This is a genomic window from Chryseobacterium scophthalmum (genome assembly GCF_900143185.1).
GTDB lineage: Bacteria > Bacteroidota > Bacteroidia > Flavobacteriales > Weeksellaceae > Chryseobacterium > Chryseobacterium scophthalmum.
Genome location: NZ_FSRQ01000001.1, coordinates 1704615 through 1729365 on the forward strand (window position 1 = coordinate 1704615; position 24751 = coordinate 1729365).

General features: G+C 33.5%; 22 protein-coding genes and 1 tRNA gene. 9 read left to right on the plus strand and 14 right to left on the minus strand.

The window, feature by feature from the left end:
* Positions 1-314 precede the first annotated feature (314 nt).
* Positions 315-2948, plus strand: a complete 2634-nt coding sequence (locus tag BUR17_RS07650) for a T9SS-dependent M36 family metallopeptidase (protein ID WP_074230258.1) — start codon at positions 315-317, stop codon at positions 2946-2948.
* Positions 2949-3058: 110 nt separating this feature from the next.
* On the opposite strand, the gene rpsO is transcribed toward BUR17_RS07650, so the two are convergent.
* The gene (rpsO, locus tag BUR17_RS07655; protein WP_027386233.1) at positions 3059-3328 is read right to left on the minus strand and encodes a 30S ribosomal protein S15; all 270 of its coding nucleotides are present in this window, start codon (positions 3326-3328) and stop codon (positions 3059-3061) included.
* Positions 3329-3614: 286 nt separating this feature from the next.
* Here rpsO and BUR17_RS07660 point away from each other — a divergent pair, with 286 nt between their 5' ends.
* The 3 genes from BUR17_RS07660 (at position 3615) to BUR17_RS07670 (ending at position 6330) form a co-directional block, all read left to right on the plus strand.
* Positions 3615-4172 carry a pyruvate decarboxylase gene (locus tag BUR17_RS07660; protein WP_074229715.1) on the plus strand — a complete coding sequence of 186 codons (558 nt, stop codon included), beginning with the start codon at positions 3615-3617 and terminating at the stop codon, positions 4170-4172.
* An 83-nt stretch (positions 4173-4255) separates the two neighbouring features.
* The gene (mgtE, locus tag BUR17_RS07665; RefSeq protein WP_074229716.1) at positions 4256-5578 is read left to right on the plus strand and encodes a magnesium transporter; all 1323 of its coding nucleotides are present in this window, start codon (positions 4256-4258) and stop codon (positions 5576-5578) included.
* Between the two features lie 23 nt (positions 5579-5601).
* Positions 5602-6330, plus strand: coding sequence for an ABC transporter substrate-binding protein (locus BUR17_RS07670; protein WP_074229717.1), 729 nt, complete (start codon positions 5602-5604; stop codon positions 6328-6330).
* Positions 6331-6756: 426 nt separating this feature from the next.
* Here the strand turns inward: BUR17_RS07670 and BUR17_RS07675 are convergent, their stop codons facing one another.
* Together BUR17_RS07675 and BUR17_RS07680 are read right to left on the minus strand one after the other, a co-directional pair.
* Positions 6757-7206 (minus strand): GAF domain-containing protein, encoded by a 450-nt coding sequence (locus BUR17_RS07675; protein ID WP_074229718.1) that lies wholly within the window; start codon positions 7204-7206, stop codon positions 6757-6759.
* 11 nt (positions 7207-7217) lie between these two features.
* On the minus strand, positions 7218-8645 hold the full coding sequence (locus BUR17_RS07680; protein WP_074229719.1) for a nicotinate-nucleotide adenylyltransferase: 1428 nt from the start codon (positions 8643-8645) through the stop codon (positions 7218-7220).
* A gap of 54 nt (positions 8646-8699) precedes the next feature.
* Here BUR17_RS07680 and BUR17_RS07685 point away from each other — a divergent pair, with 54 nt between their 5' ends.
* Together BUR17_RS07685 and BUR17_RS07690 are read left to right on the plus strand one after the other, a co-directional pair.
* Positions 8700-9467, plus strand: a complete 768-nt coding sequence (locus tag BUR17_RS07685; RefSeq protein ID WP_074229720.1) for an MBL fold metallo-hydrolase — start codon at positions 8700-8702, stop codon at positions 9465-9467.
* A gap of 93 nt (positions 9468-9560) precedes the next feature.
* A tRNA-Leu gene (locus BUR17_RS07690) sits at positions 9561-9640 on the plus strand.
* 105 nt (positions 9641-9745) lie between these two features.
* Here BUR17_RS07690 and BUR17_RS07695 read toward each other — a convergent pair.
* The 5 genes from BUR17_RS07695 to BUR17_RS07715 all read right to left on the minus strand — a co-directional run bounded on the left by BUR17_RS07695 (position 9746) and on the right by BUR17_RS07715 (position 16957).
* Positions 9746-10105 carry a PKD domain-containing protein gene (locus tag BUR17_RS07695; protein ID WP_074229721.1) on the minus strand — a complete coding sequence of 120 codons (360 nt, stop codon included), beginning with the start codon at positions 10103-10105 and terminating at the stop codon, positions 9746-9748.
* 152 nt (positions 10106-10257) lie between these two features.
* Positions 10258-11154 (minus strand): leucine-rich repeat domain-containing protein, encoded by an 897-nt coding sequence (locus tag BUR17_RS07700; protein WP_074229722.1) that lies wholly within the window; start codon positions 11152-11154, stop codon positions 10258-10260.
* 55 nt (positions 11155-11209) lie between these two features.
* On the minus strand, positions 11210-13357 hold the full coding sequence (locus tag BUR17_RS07705) for an alkaline phosphatase PhoX (RefSeq protein WP_074230259.1): 2148 nt from the start codon (positions 13355-13357) through the stop codon (positions 11210-11212).
* 160 nt (positions 13358-13517) lie between these two features.
* The gene (locus BUR17_RS07710; RefSeq protein WP_143747542.1) at positions 13518-15308 is read right to left on the minus strand and encodes a cytochrome-c peroxidase; all 1791 of its coding nucleotides are present in this window, start codon (positions 15306-15308) and stop codon (positions 13518-13520) included.
* Positions 15309-15535: 227 nt separating this feature from the next.
* Positions 15536-16957, minus strand: a complete 1422-nt coding sequence (locus BUR17_RS07715; protein WP_074229724.1) for an aminotransferase-like domain-containing protein — start codon at positions 16955-16957, stop codon at positions 15536-15538.
* A gap of 119 nt (positions 16958-17076) precedes the next feature.
* On the opposite strand from BUR17_RS07715, the gene BUR17_RS07720 reads away from it, so the two are divergent.
* Complete coding sequence (locus BUR17_RS07720) at positions 17077-17595, plus strand: hypothetical protein (protein WP_074229725.1); 519 nt, start codon at positions 17077-17079, stop codon at positions 17593-17595.
* Between the two features lies 1 nt (position 17596).
* On the opposite strand, the gene BUR17_RS07725 is transcribed toward BUR17_RS07720, so the two are convergent.
* From BUR17_RS07725 to queG, 3 genes are all read right to left on the minus strand, one after another.
* A complete protein-coding gene (locus BUR17_RS07725; RefSeq protein WP_228418629.1) occupies positions 17597-18253 on the minus strand; it encodes a murein L,D-transpeptidase catalytic domain-containing protein in 657 nt (218 codons plus the stop codon).
* A gap of 5 nt (positions 18254-18258) precedes the next feature.
* Entirely contained in the window at positions 18259-18942 is a 684-nt protein-coding gene (locus BUR17_RS07730; RefSeq protein ID WP_074229727.1) for a TIGR02117 family protein, read from the minus strand.
* A 365-nt stretch (positions 18943-19307) separates the two neighbouring features.
* A complete protein-coding gene (queG, locus tag BUR17_RS07735; RefSeq protein WP_074229728.1) occupies positions 19308-20252 on the minus strand; it encodes a tRNA epoxyqueuosine(34) reductase QueG in 945 nt (314 codons plus the stop codon).
* A gap of 109 nt (positions 20253-20361) precedes the next feature.
* On the opposite strand from queG, the gene BUR17_RS07740 reads away from it, so the two are divergent.
* Positions 20362-20640, plus strand: coding sequence for a rhodanese-like domain-containing protein (locus BUR17_RS07740; RefSeq protein ID WP_074229729.1), 279 nt, complete (start codon positions 20362-20364; stop codon positions 20638-20640).
* A 53-nt stretch (positions 20641-20693) separates the two neighbouring features.
* Positions 20694-21311, plus strand: coding sequence for an HD domain-containing protein (locus BUR17_RS07745; protein WP_074229730.1), 618 nt, complete (start codon positions 20694-20696; stop codon positions 21309-21311).
* A gap of 165 nt (positions 21312-21476) precedes the next feature.
* Here BUR17_RS07745 and BUR17_RS07750 read toward each other — a convergent pair whose 3' ends face one another.
* The 3 genes from BUR17_RS07750 to BUR17_RS07760 form a co-directional block, all read right to left on the minus strand.
* Complete coding sequence (locus tag BUR17_RS07750) at positions 21477-22250, minus strand: alpha/beta fold hydrolase (protein ID WP_074229731.1); 774 nt, start codon at positions 22248-22250, stop codon at positions 21477-21479.
* 3 nt (positions 22251-22253) lie between these two features.
* Positions 22254-23243, minus strand: a complete 990-nt coding sequence (locus tag BUR17_RS07755; RefSeq protein WP_228418631.1) for an NAD(P)H-dependent flavin oxidoreductase — start codon at positions 23241-23243, stop codon at positions 22254-22256.
* Positions 23244-23333: 90 nt separating this feature from the next.
* Entirely contained in the window at positions 23334-24701 is a 1368-nt protein-coding gene (locus tag BUR17_RS07760; RefSeq protein ID WP_074229732.1) for a peptidylprolyl isomerase, read from the minus strand.
* Positions 24702-24751 lie beyond the last annotated feature (50 nt).

A 24751-nucleotide genomic window follows, 5' to 3' on the forward strand; every position in this document is an offset into this window, starting at 1 on the left:
AATTTTTAGGATTTTAAAAATTAGAGTATAAAATAGGTGGTTAATTCTGAACATCAAAAGAGCTACTTGTCCTTCAATTATTTCTGTGTTTTGTACAGAATTTACTGTTCTTCGCAAAAATTTCCGCTTTTTTATTTTCCAAAATCAATTTTAAGTTAATCTTAAAATACTTTTTGTATTCTGAAAAAATTAGAATTTTAAATCCATTTAAGATTTACACACCTAAAAATAAACTGCCTCTGTGACATTGGTCACCTTTTTATTGCAGTAATTGTTTTTAGCTTTACTTGAATAAAAACAAAAAAAATGAGAAAATGAGAAAAATTATAATTTCAATAATGTTAGTCGGTTTTATTATACCAACTGCTGCACAAGATAATGTGCGCCTTATAAAAGATTATTTTTCTAAGAGTAATACTAAAGAATTTAAAAAACGAGACCTCACAGATTTCCGTATTAATATGGTTGACGATTCGAAGTCACTAAAAGGAACTGTGGTGAAATTCCAACAAACTTATAAAGGAATTCCTATATATGCTTTTTCCGGATCAGTCTTAGTAAAGAACGGCAAGATTGTATATTTAACTGAAAACTTTGTTAAAAACTACAATTATACTTCCAAAAGCTCTCCTTCGATTACAGCAGAATCAGCACTGGGGAAAATTGCAGATGAATTGGAAAATCCAGAAATCAAAAAAAGGAAAATTGTAGATCGTTCGAGTATTTCTTCTCAAAAAGCTGACATTGATAACAACGCCATATATCAATTATGTTATGTGAATGATGACGGAAATTTGAAGCTTGCTTATAATTTTTTGGTTCCGGAGATAAAGAAATCAAACTCGTGGAATGCACTTGTAAATGCAGATACAGGAGAAATCATCGACATACGAAACAGTACACTCTCATGTAACTTCGATACTGAAATCGATACTCATGATGAGTCAATGCATCATGAAAAAAGTTCTGTTGTAACAGAAGTTACAGCTCCCAATGCATTGATTCACAATAATCAGAAAAGTAAACAAACCGCTCCTTTATTGGCTCCAGATAATGCATCTTATAAAGTATTTGCCCTCCCTCTTGAGGCGCCAAGTTTTGGACAGAGAACAATAGAAACAAATCCCTGGATTTTATCTGTTTCTCCGGAAGGATGGCATTATGATGGAGTAGATCGTCATACCATTACCAAAGGGAACAATGCAGATGTAGTTTATCCTTTTTTCTTTAATTCAGACGGTGTGGATGTTTATGCAGATGGAGGTGCTTCCAGAAATTTTGATTTTCCGTTTGATCCTACATTATTACCAAAACAAAATGTACTTCCAGCTCTTACCAATGTATTTTATCTTGCCAATAAGCTGCATGATACATTTTATCTTTTTGGTTTCACAGAAACTTCCAAAAATTTCCAGCAAGCTCATTTTATAACCGGTGCACCAGATGGAATAGATGATGCTATAAGGATATATATTCAAAGTGATACCGGAATTAATAATGCTACCTATATGCCTTTTTATGACGGGTTTAGCCCGGTAATAAAGACTCATCTGTGGCAAAACAACAAGATGGTAAAATACAATAGTCCGACCAATGCTGTCAACAGAAAACCATCAGCAGGAAGAACAGCAGGGTTTGGAAGATCACTCACAGAAATAGGTGTAACCAGTGACATTATGATTTCTCCAATATTGAATGGCTGTACTCCAATGGCTGCAGGGTCACTTAATGGAAAAATTGCGTTAATTGAGAGAAGCAATTGCCAATATGCAACACCACTCAGAAATGCTAAAGATGCCGGAGCAATTGCAGCAGTAATATACAACGATCCTGCAAATGGTGACAACTTGGAACTTATGAGAGAGTATGCTGCACAAATCGATATACCTGCAATTTTGATTACCAATGCAGAAGGAGAATTTATAAAGTCTCAATTGGCAACCAATGCTACTGTAAATATCACAATGAAAAGAGGAGACATAACTCTTGACAGTACTTTGGACAATGGAGTTATCACTCACGAATTTGGACACGGAGTAAGCACAAGACTTACAGGAACTGATGGGAGTGATGATTGCCTAATAACTTCTGTATCGAAAGAACAAATGGGAGAAGGTTGGTCTGATTTTTTTGCATTGATGCTTACCAACAAGCCAGGAAATAATGCTTCTGTACCAAGAGGAATGGGATCATATGTCTTAGATGAATCAACAACAGGAAAAGGAATTAGATTAGTAAAATATTCTCCTGACTTCGCTATCAATGATTACACCTATGGTGACACCAATGGAATGGAAAGAGACGGTCTACTTGGTAAAGTAACTTTGGTTCACGACATTGGATTTGTCTGGGGAACGATGCTTTGGGATTTAAACTGGGAATATGTTGCTAAATATGGATATGCTTCTGATGTTACGACCAACCCAAACAGCGGAAGTGCAAAAGTTTTACAAATCGTCATGGATGGTTTGAAATTGCAACAATGTAATCCTTCATTTGTTGATGCAAGGAATGCTATTTTGGCTGCCGATATGGCTACTACAGGAGGAGCCGATAAATGTATGATCTGGAAAACATTTGCCAAAAGAGGATTAGGTATCAATGCTACTTCTGGTTTATACAATAATATCAATGACCAGACAGAAAATTTCGACATCCCTGCCGAGTGCAATAGTTTAGCAACTAATGAAGTTTCCGCTAAAGAAAAATTAGCAATATTTCCTAATCCTGCGGGTAACGAGTTTTTCATTCGTTTTCCTAAACAAACCACAGAGAAAGTGAATATAGAAATATATGATATGACAGGAAGATTAGTATATAATGAATCTGGTGTAAATACCAATAGCACCAAATCTGTTTCCACAAAATCTATCTCAAATGGAGTCTGTATTGTAAAAGTAAATGGAATTGAATATAATGAATCACTTAAATTGATCGTAAAAAAATAATTCTTTCATTGTAAACTAAAATTTATTTTTAAAAAAACTTTAGATTTTCATATTAAATAAAAGAAGCAACCTCTTTCGAAGTTGCTTCTTTATTTTGGAAACCGGATAGATTATTTTCTTAATCCTAGTTCAGCGATAATCGCTCTGTATCTTGTAATATCTTTTTTCTTAAGATAATCCAATAAGCTTTTTCTCTTACCTACTAATTTTACCAAAGATCTTTCAGTATTGAAATCGTGACGATTTGCCTTCAAGTGCTGAGATAAGTGGTTAATTCTGAACGTGAAAAGAGCTACTTGTCCTTCAGCTGTTCCTGTGTCTTGTGCAGATTTACCGTGCTTTGCGAAAATTTCTGCTTTTTTTTCTGTTGTTAAGTACATTCCAATATTGTTTAATGATTATTATGTAACGGGTGCAAAATTACGACTATTTTTTTAATCACCAAAACACTAATTAAAATTAGAAACAAAACGCTCATTAAAAATCTCCATATTATTTATAAATAATACATTATCAGTACTTTTTAATAAATATTTAAGGAAACCATCAGACTTTGGAGACATTATTGATTCCATATATTAAAATTGATAGAAAAATATGTTAACAAATTCTTAAAAAAATTATGCCATCCCATTAAAAGACAGTAATTTTACAGCCGACAAAAAGATGAAGAATTTTTTATTTTATACGCTTATTTCTTCTGTGTTTATCCTCAGTGTTTCTTCTGTAAAAGCGCAGAAAACCTCGGATTATGATAAAACAAAGAAAGTTTTATACTTCAATCCTGAAGTAGAACCCGATATTGAAGAAATAAAAGAACCTACCAATCTCGCATTCTTCAGTGCAGTTTCGGATAACATCAGCGCTTTCCGTAAAAACAAAATGCTAAGATCTGAAGTTCAGGTTTCTTTTGACAGCATCGATTCTAAAACCATCACCGAATACAGCAAAAACAACGATGCCGATTTTGTGATTGTTCCTAAAGTAAAATATTTCAAAGTAGGATTAGGAAAATACGTTTTCTCTAACCAAGTTGTCGTAAGCATGAAGCTTTTTGATGCAGAAGGAAATCTAATTACCTCTTCAGAATACGATACTTACCGAAAAAACATGCGTCTTTTAGGCTCTACTGAAAATTCCATAAAAATAGGAACCAATGGCGCCATGAAAAACATTCTTAAGGAATTAAGAAAGATAAAACCTTCTGCAGAAGCCGGTTTCTAAACTTTAAATAAACCTTAAATTTTATACATCATTCTCTCATTCTAAAAATTTGAGTTATTTTTGCATATCAAAAATTTCAGGTTTTGAATTCTACACACGAACTTAAATTTAATCCAGCCGATATTGCCGAAAGACTCAGCGAACTTCCCGCTGATGAAAGGCTACTCGCTTTTTTGAAGGTTCCGAAGCAGTACAAAGCCGATGTTTTTTCGCACTTAGACCCTGATTTTCAGGAGGAAACCATTCGAAGCATTGGAAGTGATGATGTTTCAGAAATTCTGAATGCGATGACTCCCGATGACAGAACGGCTCTTTTTGAGGATTTTCCGGATGAACTGATCAAATATTCTATCAATCATCTTAATCCACAGGAAAGAAGAATTGCCCTGAAACTTCTTGGTTACAATTCTGATTCTATTGCGCGTCTGATGACTCCTTATTACATTCAGATCCGAAAAGAATGGACGGTAAAAAGATGTCTTCAGCAAATAAAAAAAGTTGGTAAACGGGTAGAAACCATCAATCATCTGTATGTAGTTGATGAAAGAAATCACCTTATTGACGATTTAGCTTTAGGAAGTTTATTGTTGGTGGAAGAAGACACCTTAGTCTCAGAACTTACAGATAATCAATTTGTTGCCATTAAAACAACAACATCCAAAGAAGACGCCGTTACATATTTTGAAAAATATGACAGAACTGCACTTCCCATTATTACCGAAGCCGGAGTTTTGGTTGGAATTGTAACGATTGACGATATTTTGGATCAAATTGAATCACAAAACACCGAAGATATTCAAAAATTCGGGGGACTTGAAGCGTTAGATTTACCTTATACCCAAACTTCTCTGATCGAAATGATCAAAAAAAGAGGAATGTGGTTGGTTATTTTATTTTTCTCTGAAATGCTGACCGCTTCTGCGATGGGTTTCTTTGAAGATGAAATTCAGAAAGCCGTTGTTTTGGCATTATTTGTTCCGTTAATTATTTCCAGTGGAGGAAATTCTGGTTCTCAGGCTGCAACTCTGATTATTCGTGCAATGGCGTTACAAGAAATCGGTTTAAAAGACTGGTGGTATGTAATGAAAAAAGAAATTTTCACCGGACTTTTATTGGGAGGAATCTTAGGTATCATAGGTTTTCTTAGAATAATGATTTGGCATAAAGTCGGTTTTTTCGATTACGGAATTCATTGGGCTTTTGTAGGCTTGAGCGTTGGAGTTTCTTTAGTAATGATCGTTTTGTGGGGAACACTTTCGGGTTCTATGGTTCCTTTTATTCTTAAAAAACTAAAACTCGATCCAGCAACTTCTTCTGCTCCGTTTGTTGCTACTTTGGTAGATGTTACCGGATTAATTATTTACTTCTCGGTTGCCGGGCTTTTCTTAACCGGAAAACTTTTGTAATTTTAGGCAAAGTCTGAAATTTTATGAGAGTTGTATCTTTAGTTCCTTCTATTACAGAAGCTTTATTTGATTTAGGTTTAACAGAAAATGAAATTGTCGGAAGAACAAAATTCTGCATTCATCCCTCAGAAAAAGTAAAAAATGTAGAAATTATCGGCGGGACAAAAAACCTTAATATAGAGAAAATTAAAAGTCTTAAACCTGATTTAATTTTAGCCAATAAAGAAGAAAACGTTAAAGAACAGGTTGAAATTTTAATGAAGGATTTCAAAGTAATTGTTTACAATACAGAAACGGTTGAAGATAATTATTACTTGCTGAAAAATTTAGGATTACTATTTAATAAAGAAGAAAGAGCACAAGCTTTTAATCTAAAAATCTACGAAATTCTCAATCAAACCAAAATAAATTCAACAATAAAAGTTGCTTATCTTATTTGGAATAATCCTTATATGACGGTAGGTTCAGATACTTTTATTCATCATATTTTAAGTGAAATTGGTTTTGAAAATATATTTAAAAATCAAACCCGTTATCCAGAAATAAAGACAGAAGATTTAGCCGAAGCAGATTTTATCATGTTGTCTTCCGAGCCTTTTCCTTTTAAAGAAAAACATATTGCCGAACTAAAAAAGGTTTATCCTGATAAAAAAATTATGATTGTGGATGGTGAAGCTTTTTCGTGGTACGGAACACATATTGCGAAGTGCGAGAATTATTTTAAAGAATTGATTGCTGAATTTAATATCTAATGTGAATTCAAATTAAACATAAAATGCTATTTAACGCAAAGCTTGATTTTGCAGATCTTATTTTAAGGAGCAAAGATGAGAATCAATAAATTGATTTTTATGAAGCACGCACTTTATTCAAGCTTCATCAGTGACTTTGTCGCTATTCTTTGCTACTTAAAATAATAAGCTTAAAAATAAAATCTTTGCGTTTTAAAAGATTTTACTCAATTGCTTATATTCCGAGCTCAGTTGTTATTTAAGTTTTGGCTAAAGCCAAATGATTTTTTTTATTATTAAACGGGCTAAAGCCCGTTCCTATTGATAACTCAAACACATAAGATTGTATTTTATATTTTTGGCAAGAGCTCGTTTCTATTGATATTTTTTATCCACAAAAAAACTCCGACAAAAATCGGAGCTTATATTTTATATTGAGATATAAGATTATAAAATCTTTGAAACTTCATTACAAAGCCATTCTAACAGCTCTAAATCTTCTTTTGTAAAAGGATCAATCGTATGAGAATCGATATCAATCTGACCAATATTTTCCCCATTTTTAAAAATAGGAACTACTATTTCAGCTTTTGTATCAATCGAACAGCTCAGATAATTATCCTGCAAATGTACATCGGGAACAATAAATGTTTCGTTGGAAACAGCCACCTGTCCGCAAATACCTTTTCCGTAAGGAATAATCGTATGATCGGTTTCAGCTCCTACATAAGGGCCTAATTTCAGTTCATCTTTATCCCCGTTTTTAAAGTAAAAACCAGTCCAGTTGAAATAAGATATTTCCTGGTCTAATAAATGACAAACTTTTTGAAGCTTCTCATCAGTATTATGCTTTGGACTTTCAAGAATAGACGAAAGTCTTTTTTTTAATTCAGACATTGTAATATTTTTTATGAAAATTGTTTCAGAGAAAGCTCGTTTTTAAATCCAAACATTCCTCTTTCTTTTATCATTTCTGCAACGCCATCCGGAAGCTGGTTTTCCCAACCGCTGATATTGCATGCGATTTTTCTTAGAATTTCTCTTGAATATATTTCCAAAAACTCAGGATTATAGTTGGTAATATCTACAATACGGTTGTTGTGTTTGAAATATTTGTACAATTCTTTTAGATTTTCTTCTACTTTTAGGTTTGAAGAATCCAATAATTCGTGAGTTTCAGGATCTTTGTACGGATACAGATAAACTCTCATTCCGTTTCTGAAAAATTTACCAAAAGCTTCCAAAATACCTCCTGAAAGATCTTTATAATATTTCTCGTCAAAAACCATCAACATATTATTTACCCCCATCGTTACGCCAATATCACCATTGGTATAATGTGAGAAATAATCGATCAGTCTGTAATATTCTGAGAAGTTTGAAATAATAACGGTATATCCCAATTTACCCAAAACATCTACACGATCAAGAAAATCTCTTTCATCAATATCTCCGTCTGCACGAAGGTTTGAAATGGTAATTTCAATAAGAATTTCTGTTTCTTCCTGTGTACAGATTGCATCTTTCAGGAACATATCCATTCCGTTTCGAAGCATATCTATATTTACTTTTGTCACCGGTCTGAAACTTCCTCTTACCGCAAAAATGTTTTTCTTGTACAAAATATCTGCAGGAAGCATATTATTTCCTTCAGAATTGAAGATTACCGCATCGGTCATATTATTTTTTACCAGCTGCAAAGACATCAGTCTGTTGTCAACATAAGCAAAAGCCGGACCACTGAAATCGATCATATCAATCTCAAGATTGTCTGTAGAAACCTCATCATAAAGAGATTCTATCAACCTTCTTGGATTGTCGTAATAATTATATGCTCCGTAAATAAGATTTACCCCAAGATTACCAAGTGTTTCCTGCTGCAAAGTAGCATCATTTTCTTTGAATTTTACGTGAATTACAATCTCGTTGTAATCTTCATTTTCTTTCACCTGAAAACGAATTCCAACCCAACCGTGACCTTTTACGGTTTTATCGAAATTGATAGTCGTTACTGTATTGGCATAAGAAAAATATTTTCTTCCGGGATTAGTATCCCTGGAAATTCTTTCTTCAATTAGCGAAACTTCATAGCGAAGCATTTTCCTAAGTCTGTTTTGAGTAACATACCTGTTTTTTACTTCTTTTCCGTAGATGGCATCACTAAAATCTTTGTCGTAAGCCGACATTGCCTTAGCAATTGTACCGGAAGCCCCCCCTGCTCTAAAAAAGTGTCGTACAGTTTCCTGCCCTGCTCCAATTTCTGCGAAAGTACCATAAATAGTAGGATCTAGATTAATTGTTAATGCTTTTTGTTTAGGAGTTAATTTCTGATACATTAGGACATTAAATTTTTCGTAAATTTACCAAAATTAAAACAACCTCAAAAGAAAATGAAGTTGAAATTTTTAGGAACCGGAACTTCCCAAGGTGTCCCCGTTATAGGCTGCACTTGTGAGGTATGTACTTCTCAAAATCCAAAAGACACCCGTTTCCGGGCTTCAGCGATGATTACCACCGATGAAAACAGGAAAATATTGATCGATTGCGGACCCGATTTTCGGCAGCAAATGCTTATCAACAAAGAAAATCACATCGACATTACGCTTCTTACCCATGAGCATAATGATCACGTGATTGGTTTGGATGATATGCGTCCTTTGATTTTTAAAAGCGGTAAAAATATGCCCATTTATTGTCTCTCAAGAGTTGGACAGGAAGTTAAAAACCGATTTCCTTATGCTTTTGCAGACATTCGCTATCCCGGAGCGCCCGCTTTTGATTTACACGAAATCACTCACGAAAAGTTTACTGTTTTAGATACAGAAATTACTCCTATCGAAGTAACGCATTATAAAATTTCTATTTTAGGATATAAGTTTAAAAAACTCGCCTATATTACTGATGCTAACTTTATTTCTGATTCAGAAAAGGAAAAACTACAAGATTTAGATGTACTTATTTTAAACTGTATCCGAAAATTTGATCCTCATCCTGCCCATTTTGTATTAGCAGATGTTATTAATTTATATAATGAGCTAAAACCTAAAAAATTATTTTTAACCCACATCAGTCACCATTTTGGATTGCATAATATTGAAGATAAGCTACTTCCCGACGGAATACACCTTACCTACGATGGTTTGGAAATAAATTTTTAAAATTTTTCTTTAAAAAGCTTTTGAACATTGAAAAAAGTTCCTATATTTGCACACCAATTTGAAACAAACAATATCGTTTGAAGTAAACATCAAGCCCAGGTGGCGGAATTGGTAGACGCGCTGGTCTCAAACACCAGTTCTTAGGAGTACCGGTTCGATCCCGGTCCTGGGTACAAAAAACCTCTGAAATATTTTTCAGAGGTTTTTATTTTTTTAGGGTAATTAAAAATTGAAGAATCCAAAAGATTTAAAATTCTTCAAAAATATTCATTAAAAAATTACTGAATATCCACAGATTTTTTAGGTGAAACAGTACATTTCCCGTTGTTAATACTTACTTCTGCTTTAACTTCGTAGCTACCTGCTGCATTATAGAGATGCGTAACAGTTGTATTTGATGTGGTTGTTGTAGTACCATCTCCAAAAGTCCAAACGATGGATGTTATTTGATTTTCACCTGAATGACTTACGTTAAACTCAACTTGTTTTGGATTGCTTCCGGAAACATGAGCGTGCAATGATGTCAATATAGATTCACTAAGACAGTCTACGACATCCTCTTCCACCTTTCGACAAGAGGATAACATCGAAAATACTGTAACTGTTAAAAAAAGGATTCCCAAAAGTTTAATTTTCATAATTATTATTTTTTACAATTTATACATTTTTTAGACTTACAAAACTGACTTTTTTAGCAAAAATGCATAAATTCAAAATATTTAGACTATTAAAACGATGGAATTAATTATTATTCAATCTAAATTATTAGAAAAAATGTTTTTGAACACAATTAAAAATAAATCTGAGTATTCGGCATTTGTTTCCTCAAATCTTCAACTTGAGTTGTACTCATAGGATTGCCCGTAAGAATAAGTGTTTTTAAGTTTTTTAAATCAGTGATTTCTTTCGGTAATGATTTTAGCTGATTATTCGCCAAATTAAGACTGACAATATTCTTTAAATGTTTTATTTGAGGCGAAATCTCAGATATTTTATTCTCTCCTACATTCAAAAATTCAAGATTTTTTAAAGTCAGAATGTTTTTTGAGACTGTAAGCAACATATTTTTTTGTAACTCAAGATATTTGAGCTTTTTGGGAAATTCGGTTTCATTAAGATCGTTAATCTGATTCGACGAAAGATTCAGAAACTTAAGTTTTTTTATTTTATCAACATCAGAAACCATACTGATCTGGTTGCTATGTAAGTTGATTTCTTCAAGTCCGGAAATTTCCGTCAGAGCCTTTGGAAAAACGCTGAGGTTATTGGCATCGAGATGTACCACTTTAAGGTTTTGAAGCTTGGCAAACTCAGGATTAAGCTCCGTCAACTGGTTAAGATTCATAGAAAATGTAGTCAGTTTTTTAAGCTTGCTGATTTCATCCGGAATATATTTGATGCTGTTTTCATTAATATTAAGAATCTGAAGTTGTGAAAGTGAAAAAAGTGCTTCGTCTAATTTCTCAAAATTGTTTCCCATCATATTCAGAAAAAAAACAGAATTCATTTTCCTGATATCGGGCGGTAGATTAAACAAACCTTTATCTCTGAAACTTAAGCTGTAAACAGTTTTATCAGACTTCAAAGCAGCTTCAATATCTGTGTAGGTAGGATATTTCACAGGATCGATCTGTGCATTGATATTAGCGATACACAAAAACGACAAAAGGCAAATATATTTTTTCATAAACAAAAAAAAGGTCGCCGAAAAAAACTCCGACGACCGTTATAAAGTATTAAAACTATTTTTTAAGAATCTTAGTTGTTTTCTGGAATCCGTCTGCTTCAATATTTAATATTAAAACTCTTGATGCCTGAAGCTCACTTGTGAAATCTAAATCTAAACTTGTTGTAGAACCAGTCATTTTCTTTTTATACACAACTTTTCCGTCAATGCTGTACGCAGTAATTTCAAGATTTTTCAGTGCTTTTGGAGAATTGATTTTTACAATTCCTGAAGTAGGATTCGGAGCAACCGTCACATCATTTTCATTAACAACTTCTACAGTACCCAAACTTCCCGTAGTTCCTAAAAACTGTTGTAAGGCAACTACAATCGTAGCTGATTTTCCTCTGTAATCTATCGTATTTCCTGTAGCATCTACATCAGTAGAAATCGTAGAATTCGGATGCTGAATTGAGAAGAATCCAAATTTCTTGTCCGGTGTGAAAGTAAGACCAGTAGGTTCTGATCCTGCAGGCATTGATGCAAATAATCTCACATTAGGATTTGCCTGTGTGTGATCTGGACCAATCACCCAAATGTAGTTTTTACCACCATCCTGAAGTACCCAAAGGTTTCCAAGTTCATCAAAAGTAAGGTTATCGTTTCCGTCTCCCCAAGCTTCAGTTTTTACTCCTTGAGCAGTGTTGAATGAATAAGTAGTTGATGCACCTCCAACGAAAGTTTCTACGTTTGAAAGCGTCATTCCGTTGTCTGTCATTCTGTACACTTTGTCTAATCCTTTTGCCGTAAAGTAAATTTTACCGTCAAGTGGACTTATCTCAACATCTTCTACTCCATTAAACGAAGTACCACCCAATGACAAAGCCAAAGCAGCTGTATTATTTTGATCTGCCTGAAGTTTATTTGGAATCTGAATCCACTGTCCTGTAGTAGCAACCGGATTTCCGCCGCTTAATCCCTGATCAAGTTTCAAAACATACAAATTTCCTGAAGCCAAATTGTTTGGAGTATCCATCACATATTTGTAAACCATATGAGTTCCGCCGTCTTCACCATAATAAGCAGTAGTTCCCGCATTGTTTACAACCACATTCTCATGATTCATAATTCCCATCTGCCAAAGCTTGTCTTTAGTTCCCGCTTGGTTATGAGACATTACTTGTGCTGTTGCAGGATCAATTTCTACCAACCAGCCATAATCTTTGTATCCATCAGCATTAAGATCATTTGAAGTAACAGATTCTTCAGCTGTCACCACTGTTCCCCAAGGCGTAACACCTCCCGAACAGTTTCTGATAGTTTGCACAAGGCTCGGTGCTGAAAAGCTCACCGCTCTTGATTTTGTCAACTGCCAAAGTTTAGTTGATGTATTATAATTAACTTCTGCCATGGTAACACCTCCTGGGTTAGTTTCATGGTTTACAGAAAGATATCCGTCGGTACTGCTATTATTTTTAGCAACATAAGCGGTAAAGTCATTAAGACCACCAACCAATCCGCCACCTTCTGTATAATTATCCCCTTCTTTTAAGATTAACTGATATTTGTGTTCAGCAGGGATAATTAATTTTGCAGTCTGCGTAGTCGGAACAATTGAAGTAAAACAGCTGATGTGTGTTCCTGTACAGTTAGAAATCGGTGGAGTGACAGTTGCAGTTGTTTTAAGATATGCATCTATTGTTAAATCTGAACTTGAAGCGCTTCTATTGTGCAATTCAATTGAAATTCTGTTGGTTCCCTGTACAAATTTATTTTTCGGAATAGAAAATAAATTAATCGCTGTTTCTGCAGCTCCGTCAATCGTTGTACTCGAGAAAGTACCATGAGAAATAGCTCCAGCAGGCATATTATCTCTTATTACTTCTTCACCGTTCAAGTAAACAATGATTCCGTCATCTCTTCTCACGCCAAACTCCATCGTGTTGGTAAGATCAGCCAAATTTACCGTGAAATCTTTAATAAGATAAGCGGTATCTACGCCGGAAATAAAAGAAGTAGTAACAGGATCACCGTAACCTAATGGTCCGTTTCCTACCGCCCAGTTTGAAACATCATAATTGGAACTTTTCCAGGTTGCAGGCAATGCAACATCTGCGTCGTTGTACTTCCATGCACTTTGCAATGCAAAAATCGTAGTCTGTGCCTGGATCATCGATGTCGTCATCAATGCCAAAGCTGCGATACTAAGTAGTTTTCTTTTCACTTTTATTAAAATTTCATTTACCATGCAAAACTATTTTTTTTGCTTCGGCATTGCGTTACGCTATCTTTAATTAAACCCCGATGAATATTAAGATAACTGAAAGTAAATGTTACGAATTTTAACTTATTATTAAATTTAAAATTCATGTGAAACAGAAGCTTTATTTCACTAATTTCTTAGCCTTGCTGATATCTGTTAAAGTATTTAGAAAACTGATGATTTGCTTTTTTTCAATTTCCGTCAGATCAAGTTTATCTGCAGAAAGCGTTTGATTTTTCATTGGCAATCCTAAACCTTCGCCACCTCCTTCATTATAAAATTCGATCACTTCTTCAAGTGTATTAAAAGCTCCGTTGTGAAAGTAAGGTTTTGTTAAGGCTATGTTTCTCACGGTCATGGTTTTGAATGAATTTTCATAGATCCACGAATTTTCTTTTTTCACATTAGAATTTATTCTTCCTCTGTCTCCATCGAGTTCTATAGGCAAATTGGAAATTGGCAGTTTGGTCACTCCTAAAACTTCAGATTCATTTTCATTAAAGAAAGGTGGTACGAGACCTGAAAAATGCGGCGCAAAATGACAAGTCGCACAATTGGCTTTCCCCATGAATAGATTATATCCCTTTTTAGCATCTCCAGAAATTTCTTTTTCATTTCTCATAAAACGGTCAAAATCACTTTCAAACGAATATAAAGATGCCACAAAAGAACTTAGCGCTTTCGAAAAATTCTGTTTATTGATCTTTCCGTCTTTAAAAACTTTTTTGAATTCTTTTTTATACTCTTTATTGCCATTCAGTTTTTGTACAATTTTTTGATAATCAGTATTAAATTCATCCTGATTATAAATTACATGTTCCGCCTGTTGCTCAAGATAAAAAGCTCTCATATCATAAAAAAACCTTTTCGCAAAAACTGCATTATACAAAGAAGGAGAATTTCTTAAAACCGTTTTTCCTTCTACATTACTTGCCGATTTCTGTTTTAAATCGGTGTACGCATTTTCTGGCAGGTGACAACTTGCGCAACTCATCACTTCATTCGCACTGAAACTTTGGTCATAGAAGATCTTTTCACCCAATTTTTTCAAATCTTCAGAATCTTCAGAAGGTTTTAAAATTGTATAAAAATATGGATCAAAAAAATCTGCCTTAAAAAAATCTTTATTTGAAACATTCCAGCCCGAAAAATTCTTCAAATCATCAGGATTTCCATCCCAACTGCCCAATTCTGCATATAAAGGCTGAACAAATTCTTTGTAAAATTGTATTCTGTCGAACGACTCAAAATCGGTATTCTTTCTAAGATAAACAATCGCTTTTTGAATAAGTAAATTGGCTTTTTCTGTTTTAAAATTTCTAAAATAAGCCTCATCATTGATGTATTCACTCATTCCCTTTAAGGCATGAGCCGCTTCCTCTGAAATATTAAGCGAACCCGGAGTATCAAAACCTGTCACCCCCAAACTGTAAATTCTAATAAGTTCTATTCGCAAAGGCAATGTTTTATTATTTCCTGAGCTCAACCCATTATTCAAAGCACTTAAATAAAAGTTTGCGTAACTGTTGTACAGAAAATTGGTAATTGTACTTATTTCTTCTTTTTGCTCATTGGCCTCGTCAGAAAAAATAAGTTCGTCTAAAACCTGTAAACCTTCCGGAGGCAAAGTGTAAGCGGAAGTTCCGGCAGCTTCTATATGAAAAAGCGGTGCTGCATTAAGATGGGTTTTGGTAAATTCAGGATAATAATAAGCAACGAAAAATTCTACTTCTTTAAAGGAATTTCTTGTCTTCTTTAAGGTCTGTTGAAGTTTTTCTAAAGAAATTTTTTCTTGTGAATAAAGATCTACATCATTTTTTAAGTATTCTAACTCAATTTTAAAATCACGTAAACCTCTGTTTATAAATTTATTGTCATTTTTTATGCCCTGATCAACAGAGTTAAAAGACATCACAGAAAAAATGAAAGCACATGGAATAAGCAGTAAAAGATAATATCTCACAGTTTTAATCGCAAAAGTAACCTGATTAGATTACAGGAATTTTACGCATAAATTAAATAATGTTTACGATTTGCGCTCGCAAAACAGTACGTTTTCGACTATTGTAAAGACAAACAGTAAAAAAAAGGAAGACTATTTTATAAAACTAATTTATGATTTTACAGATTTTCATTTAATTATTTATCTAAAATACTTTGTACTTTTTCTCCAATTATTTTCAGTCTCAGAATACTTTCAGGAGTGATTCTATCGGCGAATATAATTCTGAAATGATGGCTGTATGCATCAGTGTACGAAAATGTATCTCCGGGTGTAAAAGCGATTTTTTGATTTTCACAAAATTTATAGAAATCTGGCATATTTATGTCTTTAGGAAGTCTTCCCCAAATGCTGTAACCGCCTTGAGGTCTGTGAAAATAACATTCTTTTGGAAAGTATAATCGTAATGCATTAAGAAGTTCTACGCATTGAATTTCTAATTGTTTTCGAAAAAAACGAAGATGTCGGTCATAAGAATTTTCGTTTAACAATTGTATCATTAATTCCTGAAAAATAGGCGCTACAGACCTTCCCAAAGAAAACTTTATTCTTTCAGCCTGCTCAAAAAACCGACCCGTATTCAGCCATCCCAGACGAATTCCTGGTGCTAAAGTTTTTGAAAATGATGAATAGGTCATTACCCAACCCTCTTTATCAAAATTACCAATTGTTGAAGGTCTTTCTCCATCAAAATAAATGTCACCATAAATATCATTTTCAATAATCGGAATCTCATTATTTTCCGCAATCGAAACAAGTTCTTTCTTTGTTTCGTCTGATATTAAAATTCCTGTGGGATTATGAAAATTTGGGGTTACAACAACAGCACGAATATTATTTTCAGTTACAGCATCTTTTAGATAATCTATATCAAAACCGTTTTTATAATGAACTGGAATTTCAATTATCTTCAGTTTTAAATTTGAAATTACCTCCAAAACAGAGAAAACACACGGACTTTCTACAGCAACCACATCAGCAGGTTGAGTTACTGAAGCCAACGCAATATAAAGCGCCTGCAATGCACCATCTGTAATAATTAGCTGTTCTGAATTTATTTTACAGCCAAATTTTGTCGCTCGTGAAGCAATTTGATTTCTTAAAATTTCTGAACCGTTTACAGGATAATATCTGAGAATTAATGCTCCTTTTTTCCGAATTACTTCCTGCATTTTTCTTAAGATCAATTTTTGAGGAACAAGTAAATCTGTCGGTGCAGCAGTATTAAATGAAATTTTTTCAAAAGACTTACCTGACTTTGAAGTGAGTTTTACCTTTTCATCAAACTCCGAATTTCGTATAGTCGGTGAAAGTTTTGGTAAATCTTCAGGAATATTTTCATTTGCTTTTATCGTAACAAAAAATCCTGAGCGAGGTCGATTTTCAACCCAACCTTTCATAACAAGATAATCATAACCATTTTGCACGGAAGTAATGCTCAGTTGATATTTTTCTTTAATTTCCCTTACAGAAGGTAACCGATCGCCCAAAGTAAGAGCTCCACTTTTAATCTGTTCCTCGATGACCGAAGTAAATTTCTGGTATTTAAAATTCTGCATATTTAATAATCAATCTGTTCCGAACAAATTTACAAAATCTCAAACTGTACCGTTTTATTAGCTTAAAACTGTACCGATATTATCATTCTCAAATAGCTTAGCTTTGAAAAAAAATAAGAATGGAGATCGTTTCAAAATTTGTCGTAGGTTCAGACCAGGGAGTTGATGAATTTTTCGATGTTAAAAAAGCTTTTATTAGAAACTCATATCAAGAAATTGTTGCATCAGAAATTATAGAAAATTATATTAAAGAAGATTTTGATCATAGAAAAACGATCAATGTTTTAAATGATTTTTCCAATCAATTAATTATGGTTTTTGCCGATCAACAACCTGTAGGATATTGCTTTTTTCAAACCGGATTTTCTTACCCAGAAGCTAGTGAAAATCAAAAAATGACGGCTATTAAAGAATTTTCTATTCTTCAGGAATATGATTTGCCAGAAGTGAGACTTTCTCTTTGGAAAAAGGTAAGATCTGCAATTCAATTTGCTGACAGTATTTGGATTAATATTAGAGAAAACGATTCAGAAATTCAGTATTTTAAAGATCAAAAATTCGTTTTTGTAAAAGATACGGTTTCAGAACCTTTCAATCTTCCGTCGTTCATTTATAAATTAGATTTAAAGAAACTATAAATCATTCATTATAAATCCACATCAGCAAAGGTTTTTCAGAGTTTTGAATAATCGGGTCTAATTCTTTCATCGCATTATTGGAAATCGTAGGACAACCCCATCCTTCCGGAGAACCTTTTGGATAAATTTCTTCATCGCTCATCAATTCCCAGGAATGAAAAACAATGAATCTTTTCAGCGCATTGTTATTTGTTTCTTCTAAACCGTGCATCAAATATTTTACATGAATTCCCCAGTCACTTCTTCCTCTTTCTCCTAATTTATATTTCCCCAAAGCCGAAAGATGACTTCCGTCTTCGTTACTGAATTCGGGATTTTCTTTTGATTCATCGCTGCTCCAATTATTGTTTCCACAGCCATGACCTACCAAATATTTATTTAAAATTTTTTGTCCCTTAAAATCCCAGATTATAAAACGGTTCAATCCGGAATGCAGACTCATATCAATCAAAATACAGAAATTAGTATTCATTTTTTTGCTTTTGCAAAATGCGAGAGCTTCTTCCGCTTTCTTGTTTGTTTTGATTAAATCTAATTCAGGTTTTATAATTTCACTGGTTTTTTCATTTTCAGAAACAGTATTGTCGGCAACCTTTTTAGATTCATTTTGACAAGACGAAAAAATGATACCTAAGAAAATTAAATAAAAAATTTTCACAAGATCTATTTATAATGTAAGAAAATACCATAATCTGTTGGAGTCCACCACGCTGCCTTTTGTCCTGCAGCTTTTAATGCATCATTTGCCCAAGTATTGCATGTATTTAGAAAGCTATAACTTCCTTTCGCATCATAAAACGCATCATTATCACTGTAAACAGCTTTCGTAGGAATTAATATATAATTTCCGTTTGCATCTCTGTCAAATTTGGCATCGATAAATTTCACTAATTCTGTGTACTGTTTTTTACTGATCATTATTTTTTTACAATCAGAAGCTTCGGTCATCGTATGGTAGAACGAAGTGTGCATTGCAGATTCGCTCATCCAAAATGCAGCTTTCACGGCTGTAGAAAATTTCAGGTCTGCCCAGGTTGGTGTATCCAGATAAAAACCTTTGTCGCCCCACCCGATTCCTACATAATTGTAATCCGATTTTTTCGAGGTTGTATTTGCAAACGGGATTTTTGCGCTCCAATCATGCATTTCATTTTTCACAGGCATTACAATATCGGTATGAACACCGTTGGTATAAATGTAAATTGGAATTTCTTTTTGCTCGCCATCATCTTTTGCCGAAACCTCGATAAAAGGAAGCAAATAACCAAGAATTGCGTACAGAACCACGATTCCGAGGATGAAACCGAGAGTTTTCAGGAAATAGATCAGTATAATTTTCACATTCATGTTTATAGATATTGGAGTTTAATAAAATTTAATCTAAATTTTTTCTAAAAGTATTTATTTTAATTCAAAAATTAATTAAATTTAACTAACAAACATTCACAAATATGCTTAAAAACACGAAATCCCAAAAAAGATTTAAAGTAAGAGTAAAAACAGCTCCTAAAAGAACCCAGAAAAAACGTTGATTTTCTTAAAGACATTCTCTTTTTGAAAGTCAATTTTTCTTTTGTAGAAAGGACTTTTTAAACTTTTATGAATCAAAATCTTTTATTTCTTTAAAACTGAAGTTTTAAGGAATGATACAATAACCTCATTATTTTTGGAGAGTACAATTTCCGAACAGGTTTTTTCACCTTTATATTTTACTATAATTCTTTTGAAGACTGATTCAAAAACTCAATATTTCTTTTTAAACCGGCAAATTTTGTACGCTTCACAGGTGATCTCCTGAATATTTCGGAGAATATTTCCTGAGTTAATTCTTTCCATTCTCCTTTTTTGAAATTTTTTAAAGCATCATTAGGTTTAAATTTAGCCTGAAGATTCGGCGCCGAAAAACGATTCCACGGACAAACATCCTGACAAATGTCGCAACCAAACATCCAGTCTTCCATTTTATCTTTAAAGTAATCTGGAATTTCAGTTTTTAATTCGATAGTTGCATATGAAATACACTTACTTCCATCAACAATTTTCTCCGAAACAATCGCATCTGTCGGACAAGCATCAATACATTTTCTGCAGCTTCCACAATGATCTGTTGTTTCATGATCCGGAATCAAATCTAAATCACAAATAATTTCAGCTAAAAAATAAAACGATCCACTTTGTTTGGTTATTAAGTTGGCATTTTTCCCAACCCAGCCAATTCCTGATTTTTTTGCCCAACTTCTTTCCAAAACCGGAGCTGAATCTACGAAAACACGGAAACCAAAATCTCCGATTTCTTCCCGCAATTCAGAAATCATATCGCGCAGAATTTCTTTTACCACTTCGTGATAATCTTCAGCATACGCATATTTTGAAATTTTAAAATTCTCTAATGCAGAAATTTTCTCTTCAGGAAAATAGTTGTAAGAAAGCGAAATCACCGATTTGGAACCTTCTACTAACAATCTTGGATCTAATCTTTTATCGAAATGATTTTCCATGTATTTCATTTCGCCATGGAAGTTATTTTTAAGCCATTTTTCCAAATGACGTGCATCTTCTTCCAGGAAATCAGCTTTGGAAATTCCACAATTCTGAAACCCAAAACTTTTAGCTTTAGATTTTATTAATTGAGAATATTTTTCAGCAGTTGAATTCATAGATTTCGCATTGCAAAACTAAGATTATTTTATAAATTTGTTGGAGTTTGGATAGTTGAAAATCTTCATTCATCTAAATTGTAATTTTAACTCAAAAATTTTAAACATTATGTCATTAGCAGATGTATTACAATCAGGAAATTATGCATTAATCGACGTTCGTGAGCCAATGGAGCTTGAAATGGACGGAAATATAGAAGGAGCAACCAATATTCCTTTAGGAGAAGTTGAAGACAGAAAAGAAGAAATCTTATCTATCGAAAAGCCTGTTGTTTTGTTCTGCAGAAGTGGAAACAGAAGCGGAAAAGCTTTAGAATATCTTAATTCTCAAGGTTTAAAAGACGGCTACAACGGCGGAGGCTGGGCTGATTTGAAAGCAAGTTTATAACAAACAGAAGGAACTTTTTAAGTTCCTTTTTTTATTTAATTAAACCTGATCATATGATTTTAAAAGATAGATTTGAATCGCTTTGTCTGAATTTTACTAAAGATAAAATTCTAATTGAAAAATTTTGGTTTGAAATAGAGAAAAAATATTCAGGAAAAAGCAGGCATTATCATAATCTTCAACATTTAGAAACTCTGTTTGAAGAAATTGAGTATGTAAAAGATAAAATCAAAAATTTCAATACTATTTCATTTTCGATTTTTTATCATGATGTAATTTATGATGCGACTTCGAAATTGAACGAAGAAAAAAGTGCAGATATTGCAAAAGAAAGACTTGAAATCTTAGGTCTGAATAATGAGGATTTACAACAAGTTTACGAGCATATTTTAGCTACAAAATCTCATCAAAAATCTGAAAATGAAGACACCAATTTTCTTTTAGATGCCGATTTATCAGTTCTTGGAAAAAGCAGTGAAGCTTATTCAGAATATACAAAACAGATTAGAAAAGAATATTCTATTTATCCGGATTTTCTTTATAAGCCGGGAAGAAAAAAGGTTTTGCAACATTTTTTAGAGCTGGAAAGTATTTTTAAAACTGAATTTTTTAGGAATAAATATGAAACTCAGGCGAGAGAAAATTTAGAATTTGAATTGAAAGGTTTATAGATTTTGTTTAAAAACTTTTGTTTAAAAATTAAGCGGGCTAAAGCCCGCTCATATTGACACTATTGATAATATATATATATATTTTGGTGACGTTTTTTAACCACCCCGTCAAAAATTCTTTGAATTTTCGCCACCCCTCCAAAGGAGGGGAATTTTTTTAGCGAATTAATTCATTACAGAATTTATAAATTCAATTGATTTATTTAAAACTATTTCCGGAGATTCTTTGTGTGGCGTATGTCCAACATTAGGAATAATAAATTTATCGGCAGTTCCTTTAACCTGCGAAACTGTTTTTTCAACTTGGTTTAGAGTTCCATATTCATCATTTTCTCCCTGAATAAATAATAGCGGACTTATTATATTTTTCAATAAATACTCAATATTCCAGCTTCTGAACTTGTCGTTAAGCCAAATTTCAGTCCATGCTTTCACAATCATTTCTACTTTGTCACCATGATATTTTTCCAGACGTTGAGGTAGGTTTGTGGTGTTGTAAGCATTTAATGCTTCTTCCACTCCTTTTACCGTTATATCTTCAACAAATATATGTCCGGCTTCACAGATTACAGCTTTTACTTTTTCAGGATATTTTGATGCGGCAATTAGAGCAATTGTTCCACCATCGCTGTGCCCGAAAAGAATGGAATCATTAATATTCAATTCAGAAAGCAAATCATTCAATACATCTGCTTCCTGTTCCATGTAATTATTTTCCCTTTCATGGGTAGTCATCGGAAAAGATTTTCCATATCCTAAACGATCATATACTAAAACATTACATTGGGTCGCTTCTGCTAATTTTTCAGGAAAATCCCTCCAAAGCTGAACTGAACCTAAAGAGTCATGTAAAAAAATGATGGTGGGTTTATTTTCGAATGAATTATTAAATTTTATAAATAAGTTTTTCCCCTTTACATCAATTACCTCTTCAATCATTATTTATAAACTAGGATTTTTTGTTTCATTAAATTCTTTTAAAAGGTTGGCAAAAACCGTTTCCACAGGAAGAACTTCATCAATTAAAGCTGAAACCTGACCAATTTCCAATTCGCCTTCTTCCATATCACCTTCAAACATTCCTTTTTTAGCCCTTGCTCTGCCTAAAGAAGCGACCAAAGCTTCTGCATTTCGTCCTACATTGTATATTTCTTCCAGCTCATTAAAGAATTTGTTTTTAACCATTCTTACAGGTGCCAATTCTTTTAACGTAAGAAGCGTATCACCTTCATTCAGTTCCGTAATTTTCTTTTTCCAGTTTTCATGAGCACTTGCTTCTCGTGTTGCTGCAAAACGGCTTCCGATCTGAACTCCGTCTGCTCCTAAAATCATGGCAGCTTTCATTTGAGAACCCAAAGCAATTCCACCTGCTGCAATTAATGGTTTAGAAATATGTTTTTTCACATTTGGGATTAAACAAAAAGTCGTTGTTTCATCTCTTCCGTTGTGACCTCCTGCTTCAAAGCCTTCTGCGACAATGGCATCAACTCCAGCTTCTTCACACTTAACCGCAAACTTGGTTGAAGAAACTACGTGAGCTACTTTTAAACCTTCCTTTTGAAGAGTTTCGGTGTACGTTTTAGGGCTTCCAGCAGAAGTGAAAACTATTTTCACGCCTTCTTCCAAAATAATATTGATGATTTCTTCTAAATTGGGGTAAAGCAAAGCGACATTTACGCCAAAAGGTTTATCGGTAGCTTTCTTGCATTTCTGAATATTTTCGCGTAAAATATCGGGATACATACTTGCTGAACCAATTAAGCCCAGTCCGCCACAGTTTGAAACCGCCGAAGCCAGCCTCCAACCTGAATGCCAAATCATACCGGCCTGAATTATGGGATATTGAATATTGAAAAGTTCTGTGACTCTGTTTTTATTTTCGTTCATTTCATGAAGCTTTTTAGCGGAATTGAAATCTATAAAATTACTCATAAGGTAAAAATACTAAAAACATAGATTCTATGATACATCTAAGATATATTTTCATAAAAAAACCTCCAGAAAGTTCTGAAGGTTTTTTTATTATTTTTTAAGAGATTCTTTTTTCCAGTTCCCTTTAAAATCACAATTATCATATCGCCCGTCTATAGAAATAAATGTGGTTGGAAGTTTTGAATTAACAAACTTCTCGATCATTTCACTTTTTTTCTTGTTAAGAGCCATCTGTTTGATTCTGTCGTAATCTGTTTCAAGAGTGATCTGGTGTGAAGGAATAACATCTTCCACTTTAATAATCTTTACCACTTTTCTTTTTCTTTCGTCTTCATCATCAAAAGCAGTGGTAATATCACTTTTGTTAAGACCGGCAAGTTCATAGCTAATCACTCCCGGAACACTTTCTCTTTCGATTTTACTAGAACCATCTCCTCCGGTAATAACTCCAGCATTGAATTTCGTTCTTTTATCATCTGAAAATTTAAATGTAGCATCTTTAAAGCTTATTTTCTCAGCCAAGATTAAACCTCTAATACTGTCAAGTTTTTGTTTTGCTGTAGTAATTTCAGCCTCTGTAGGAGTTGCCATTAAAAGAATATGTCTTGCGTCATAAGCTTTACCAGACTTTTTCACCAACTGAATAACATGGTATCCGAATTCAGATTCAATAGGATCTGAAATTTCACCTTCCTGTAGGTTTAATGCTGCAGCTTCGAAAGGCTTTACCATTTGTCCTTTAAAGATATTTTTCATCAAACCTCCATTTGGAGCTGTTCCCTGATCTTCAGAATAAATTCTTGCCTGACTCTCAAAACTTTCTCCACCTACAATATCAGCTTTGATTTTTTTAAGTTTATTAATCAATTCCTCTTTATGAGCTTCCGTCAATTTAGGATACATCATAATCTGAGAAAGAGAAACCTCATCTTTTATTTCGGGAAGCTGAGATTTATACAAATTGAAAAAATCGGTTACTTCATTTGGAGTAACATCGGCTTTTTCTGTAATTCTTCCATATTTTGCCTGCCCGTAATATTGATCGGTATCAATTTTTTCGATGGCATTTTTCATCTCAAATTGGTTTCTGAACTTATAAGCAGCCAACATAGACTTTTCGTCTGGAAATTGAGAAAGCAATTGGTTGTACTTTGCATTTGCTCCTTCTTTAATTGCCGCAGAACGGTTATCAATCAAGGTATCTCTTTTTGCTTCGTAAACCAGAAGTTTATTATTGATTAAGTTTTCCAAAAACTCACATCTGTCGGTTGTTGAGGCACCCTGTTGTTTTCCGTAATTCATCTGCTCTTCAACATCAGATTCCAAAACGATCTCATCACCAATTACTGCCGCAATACCGTCTACCAACTGTCCTTTCTTTAGCTGAGCGTTGATGTTTCCAGAGAACAACATCGTGAAAACTCCCAAAAGGAAAGTGATTTTTAGTTTATTTATCATTATACTATTTTAAACAAGTTGCAAATTTAGAATTCTTAATGAATTGCACT

Bases quoted from the DNA above. Each gene is read 5' to 3' on its own strand.
- BUR17_RS07650 (WP_074230258.1), top strand. From the start codon at position 315: ATGAGAAAAATTATAATTTCAATAATGTTAGTCGGTTTTATTATACCA.
- rpsO (WP_027386233.1), bottom strand. From the start codon at position 3,328: ATGTACTTAACAACAGAAAAAAAAGCAGAAATTTTCGCAAAGCACGGT.
- BUR17_RS07660 (WP_074229715.1), top strand. From the start codon at position 3,615: ATGAAGAATTTTTTATTTTATACGCTTATTTCTTCTGTGTTTATCCTC.
- BUR17_RS07670 (WP_074229717.1), top strand. From the start codon at position 5,602: ATGAGAGTTGTATCTTTAGTTCCTTCTATTACAGAAGCTTTATTTGAT.
- BUR17_RS07675 (WP_074229718.1), bottom strand. From the start codon at position 7,206: ATGTCTGAATTAAAAAAAAGACTTTCGTCTATTCTTGAAAGTCCAAAG.
- BUR17_RS07680 (WP_074229719.1), bottom strand. From the start codon at position 8,645: ATGTATCAGAAATTAACTCCTAAACAAAAAGCATTAACAATTAATCTA.
- BUR17_RS07685 (WP_074229720.1), top strand. From the start codon at position 8,700: ATGAAGTTGAAATTTTTAGGAACCGGAACTTCCCAAGGTGTCCCCGTT.
- BUR17_RS07695 (WP_074229721.1), bottom strand. From the start codon at position 10,105: ATGAAAATTAAACTTTTGGGAATCCTTTTTTTAACAGTTACAGTATTT.
- BUR17_RS07700 (WP_074229722.1), bottom strand. From the start codon at position 11,154: ATGAAAAAATATATTTGCCTTTTGTCGTTTTTGTGTATCGCTAATATC.
- BUR17_RS07710 (WP_143747542.1), bottom strand. From the start codon at position 15,308: ATGTCTTTTAACTCTGTTGATCAGGGCATAAAAAATGACAATAAATTT.
- BUR17_RS07715 (WP_074229724.1), bottom strand. From the start codon at position 16,957: ATGCAGAATTTTAAATACCAGAAATTTACTTCGGTCATCGAGGAACAG.
- BUR17_RS07720 (WP_074229725.1), top strand. From the start codon at position 17,077: ATGGAGATCGTTTCAAAATTTGTCGTAGGTTCAGACCAGGGAGTTGAT.
- BUR17_RS07730 (WP_074229727.1), bottom strand. From the start codon at position 18,942: ATGAATGTGAAAATTATACTGATCTATTTCCTGAAAACTCTCGGTTTC.
- queG (WP_074229728.1), bottom strand. From the start codon at position 20,252: ATGAATTCAACTGCTGAAAAATATTCTCAATTAATAAAATCTAAAGCT.
- BUR17_RS07740 (WP_074229729.1), top strand. From the start codon at position 20,362: ATGTCATTAGCAGATGTATTACAATCAGGAAATTATGCATTAATCGAC.
- BUR17_RS07745 (WP_074229730.1), top strand. From the start codon at position 20,694: ATGATTTTAAAAGATAGATTTGAATCGCTTTGTCTGAATTTTACTAAA.
- BUR17_RS07750 (WP_074229731.1), bottom strand. From the start codon at position 22,250: ATGATTGAAGAGGTAATTGATGTAAAGGGGAAAAACTTATTTATAAAA.
- BUR17_RS07755 (WP_228418631.1), bottom strand. From the start codon at position 23,243: ATGAGTAATTTTATAGATTTCAATTCCGCTAAAAAGCTTCATGAAATG.
- BUR17_RS07760 (WP_074229732.1), bottom strand. From the start codon at position 24,701: ATGATAAATAAACTAAAAATCACTTTCCTTTTGGGAGTTTTCACGATG.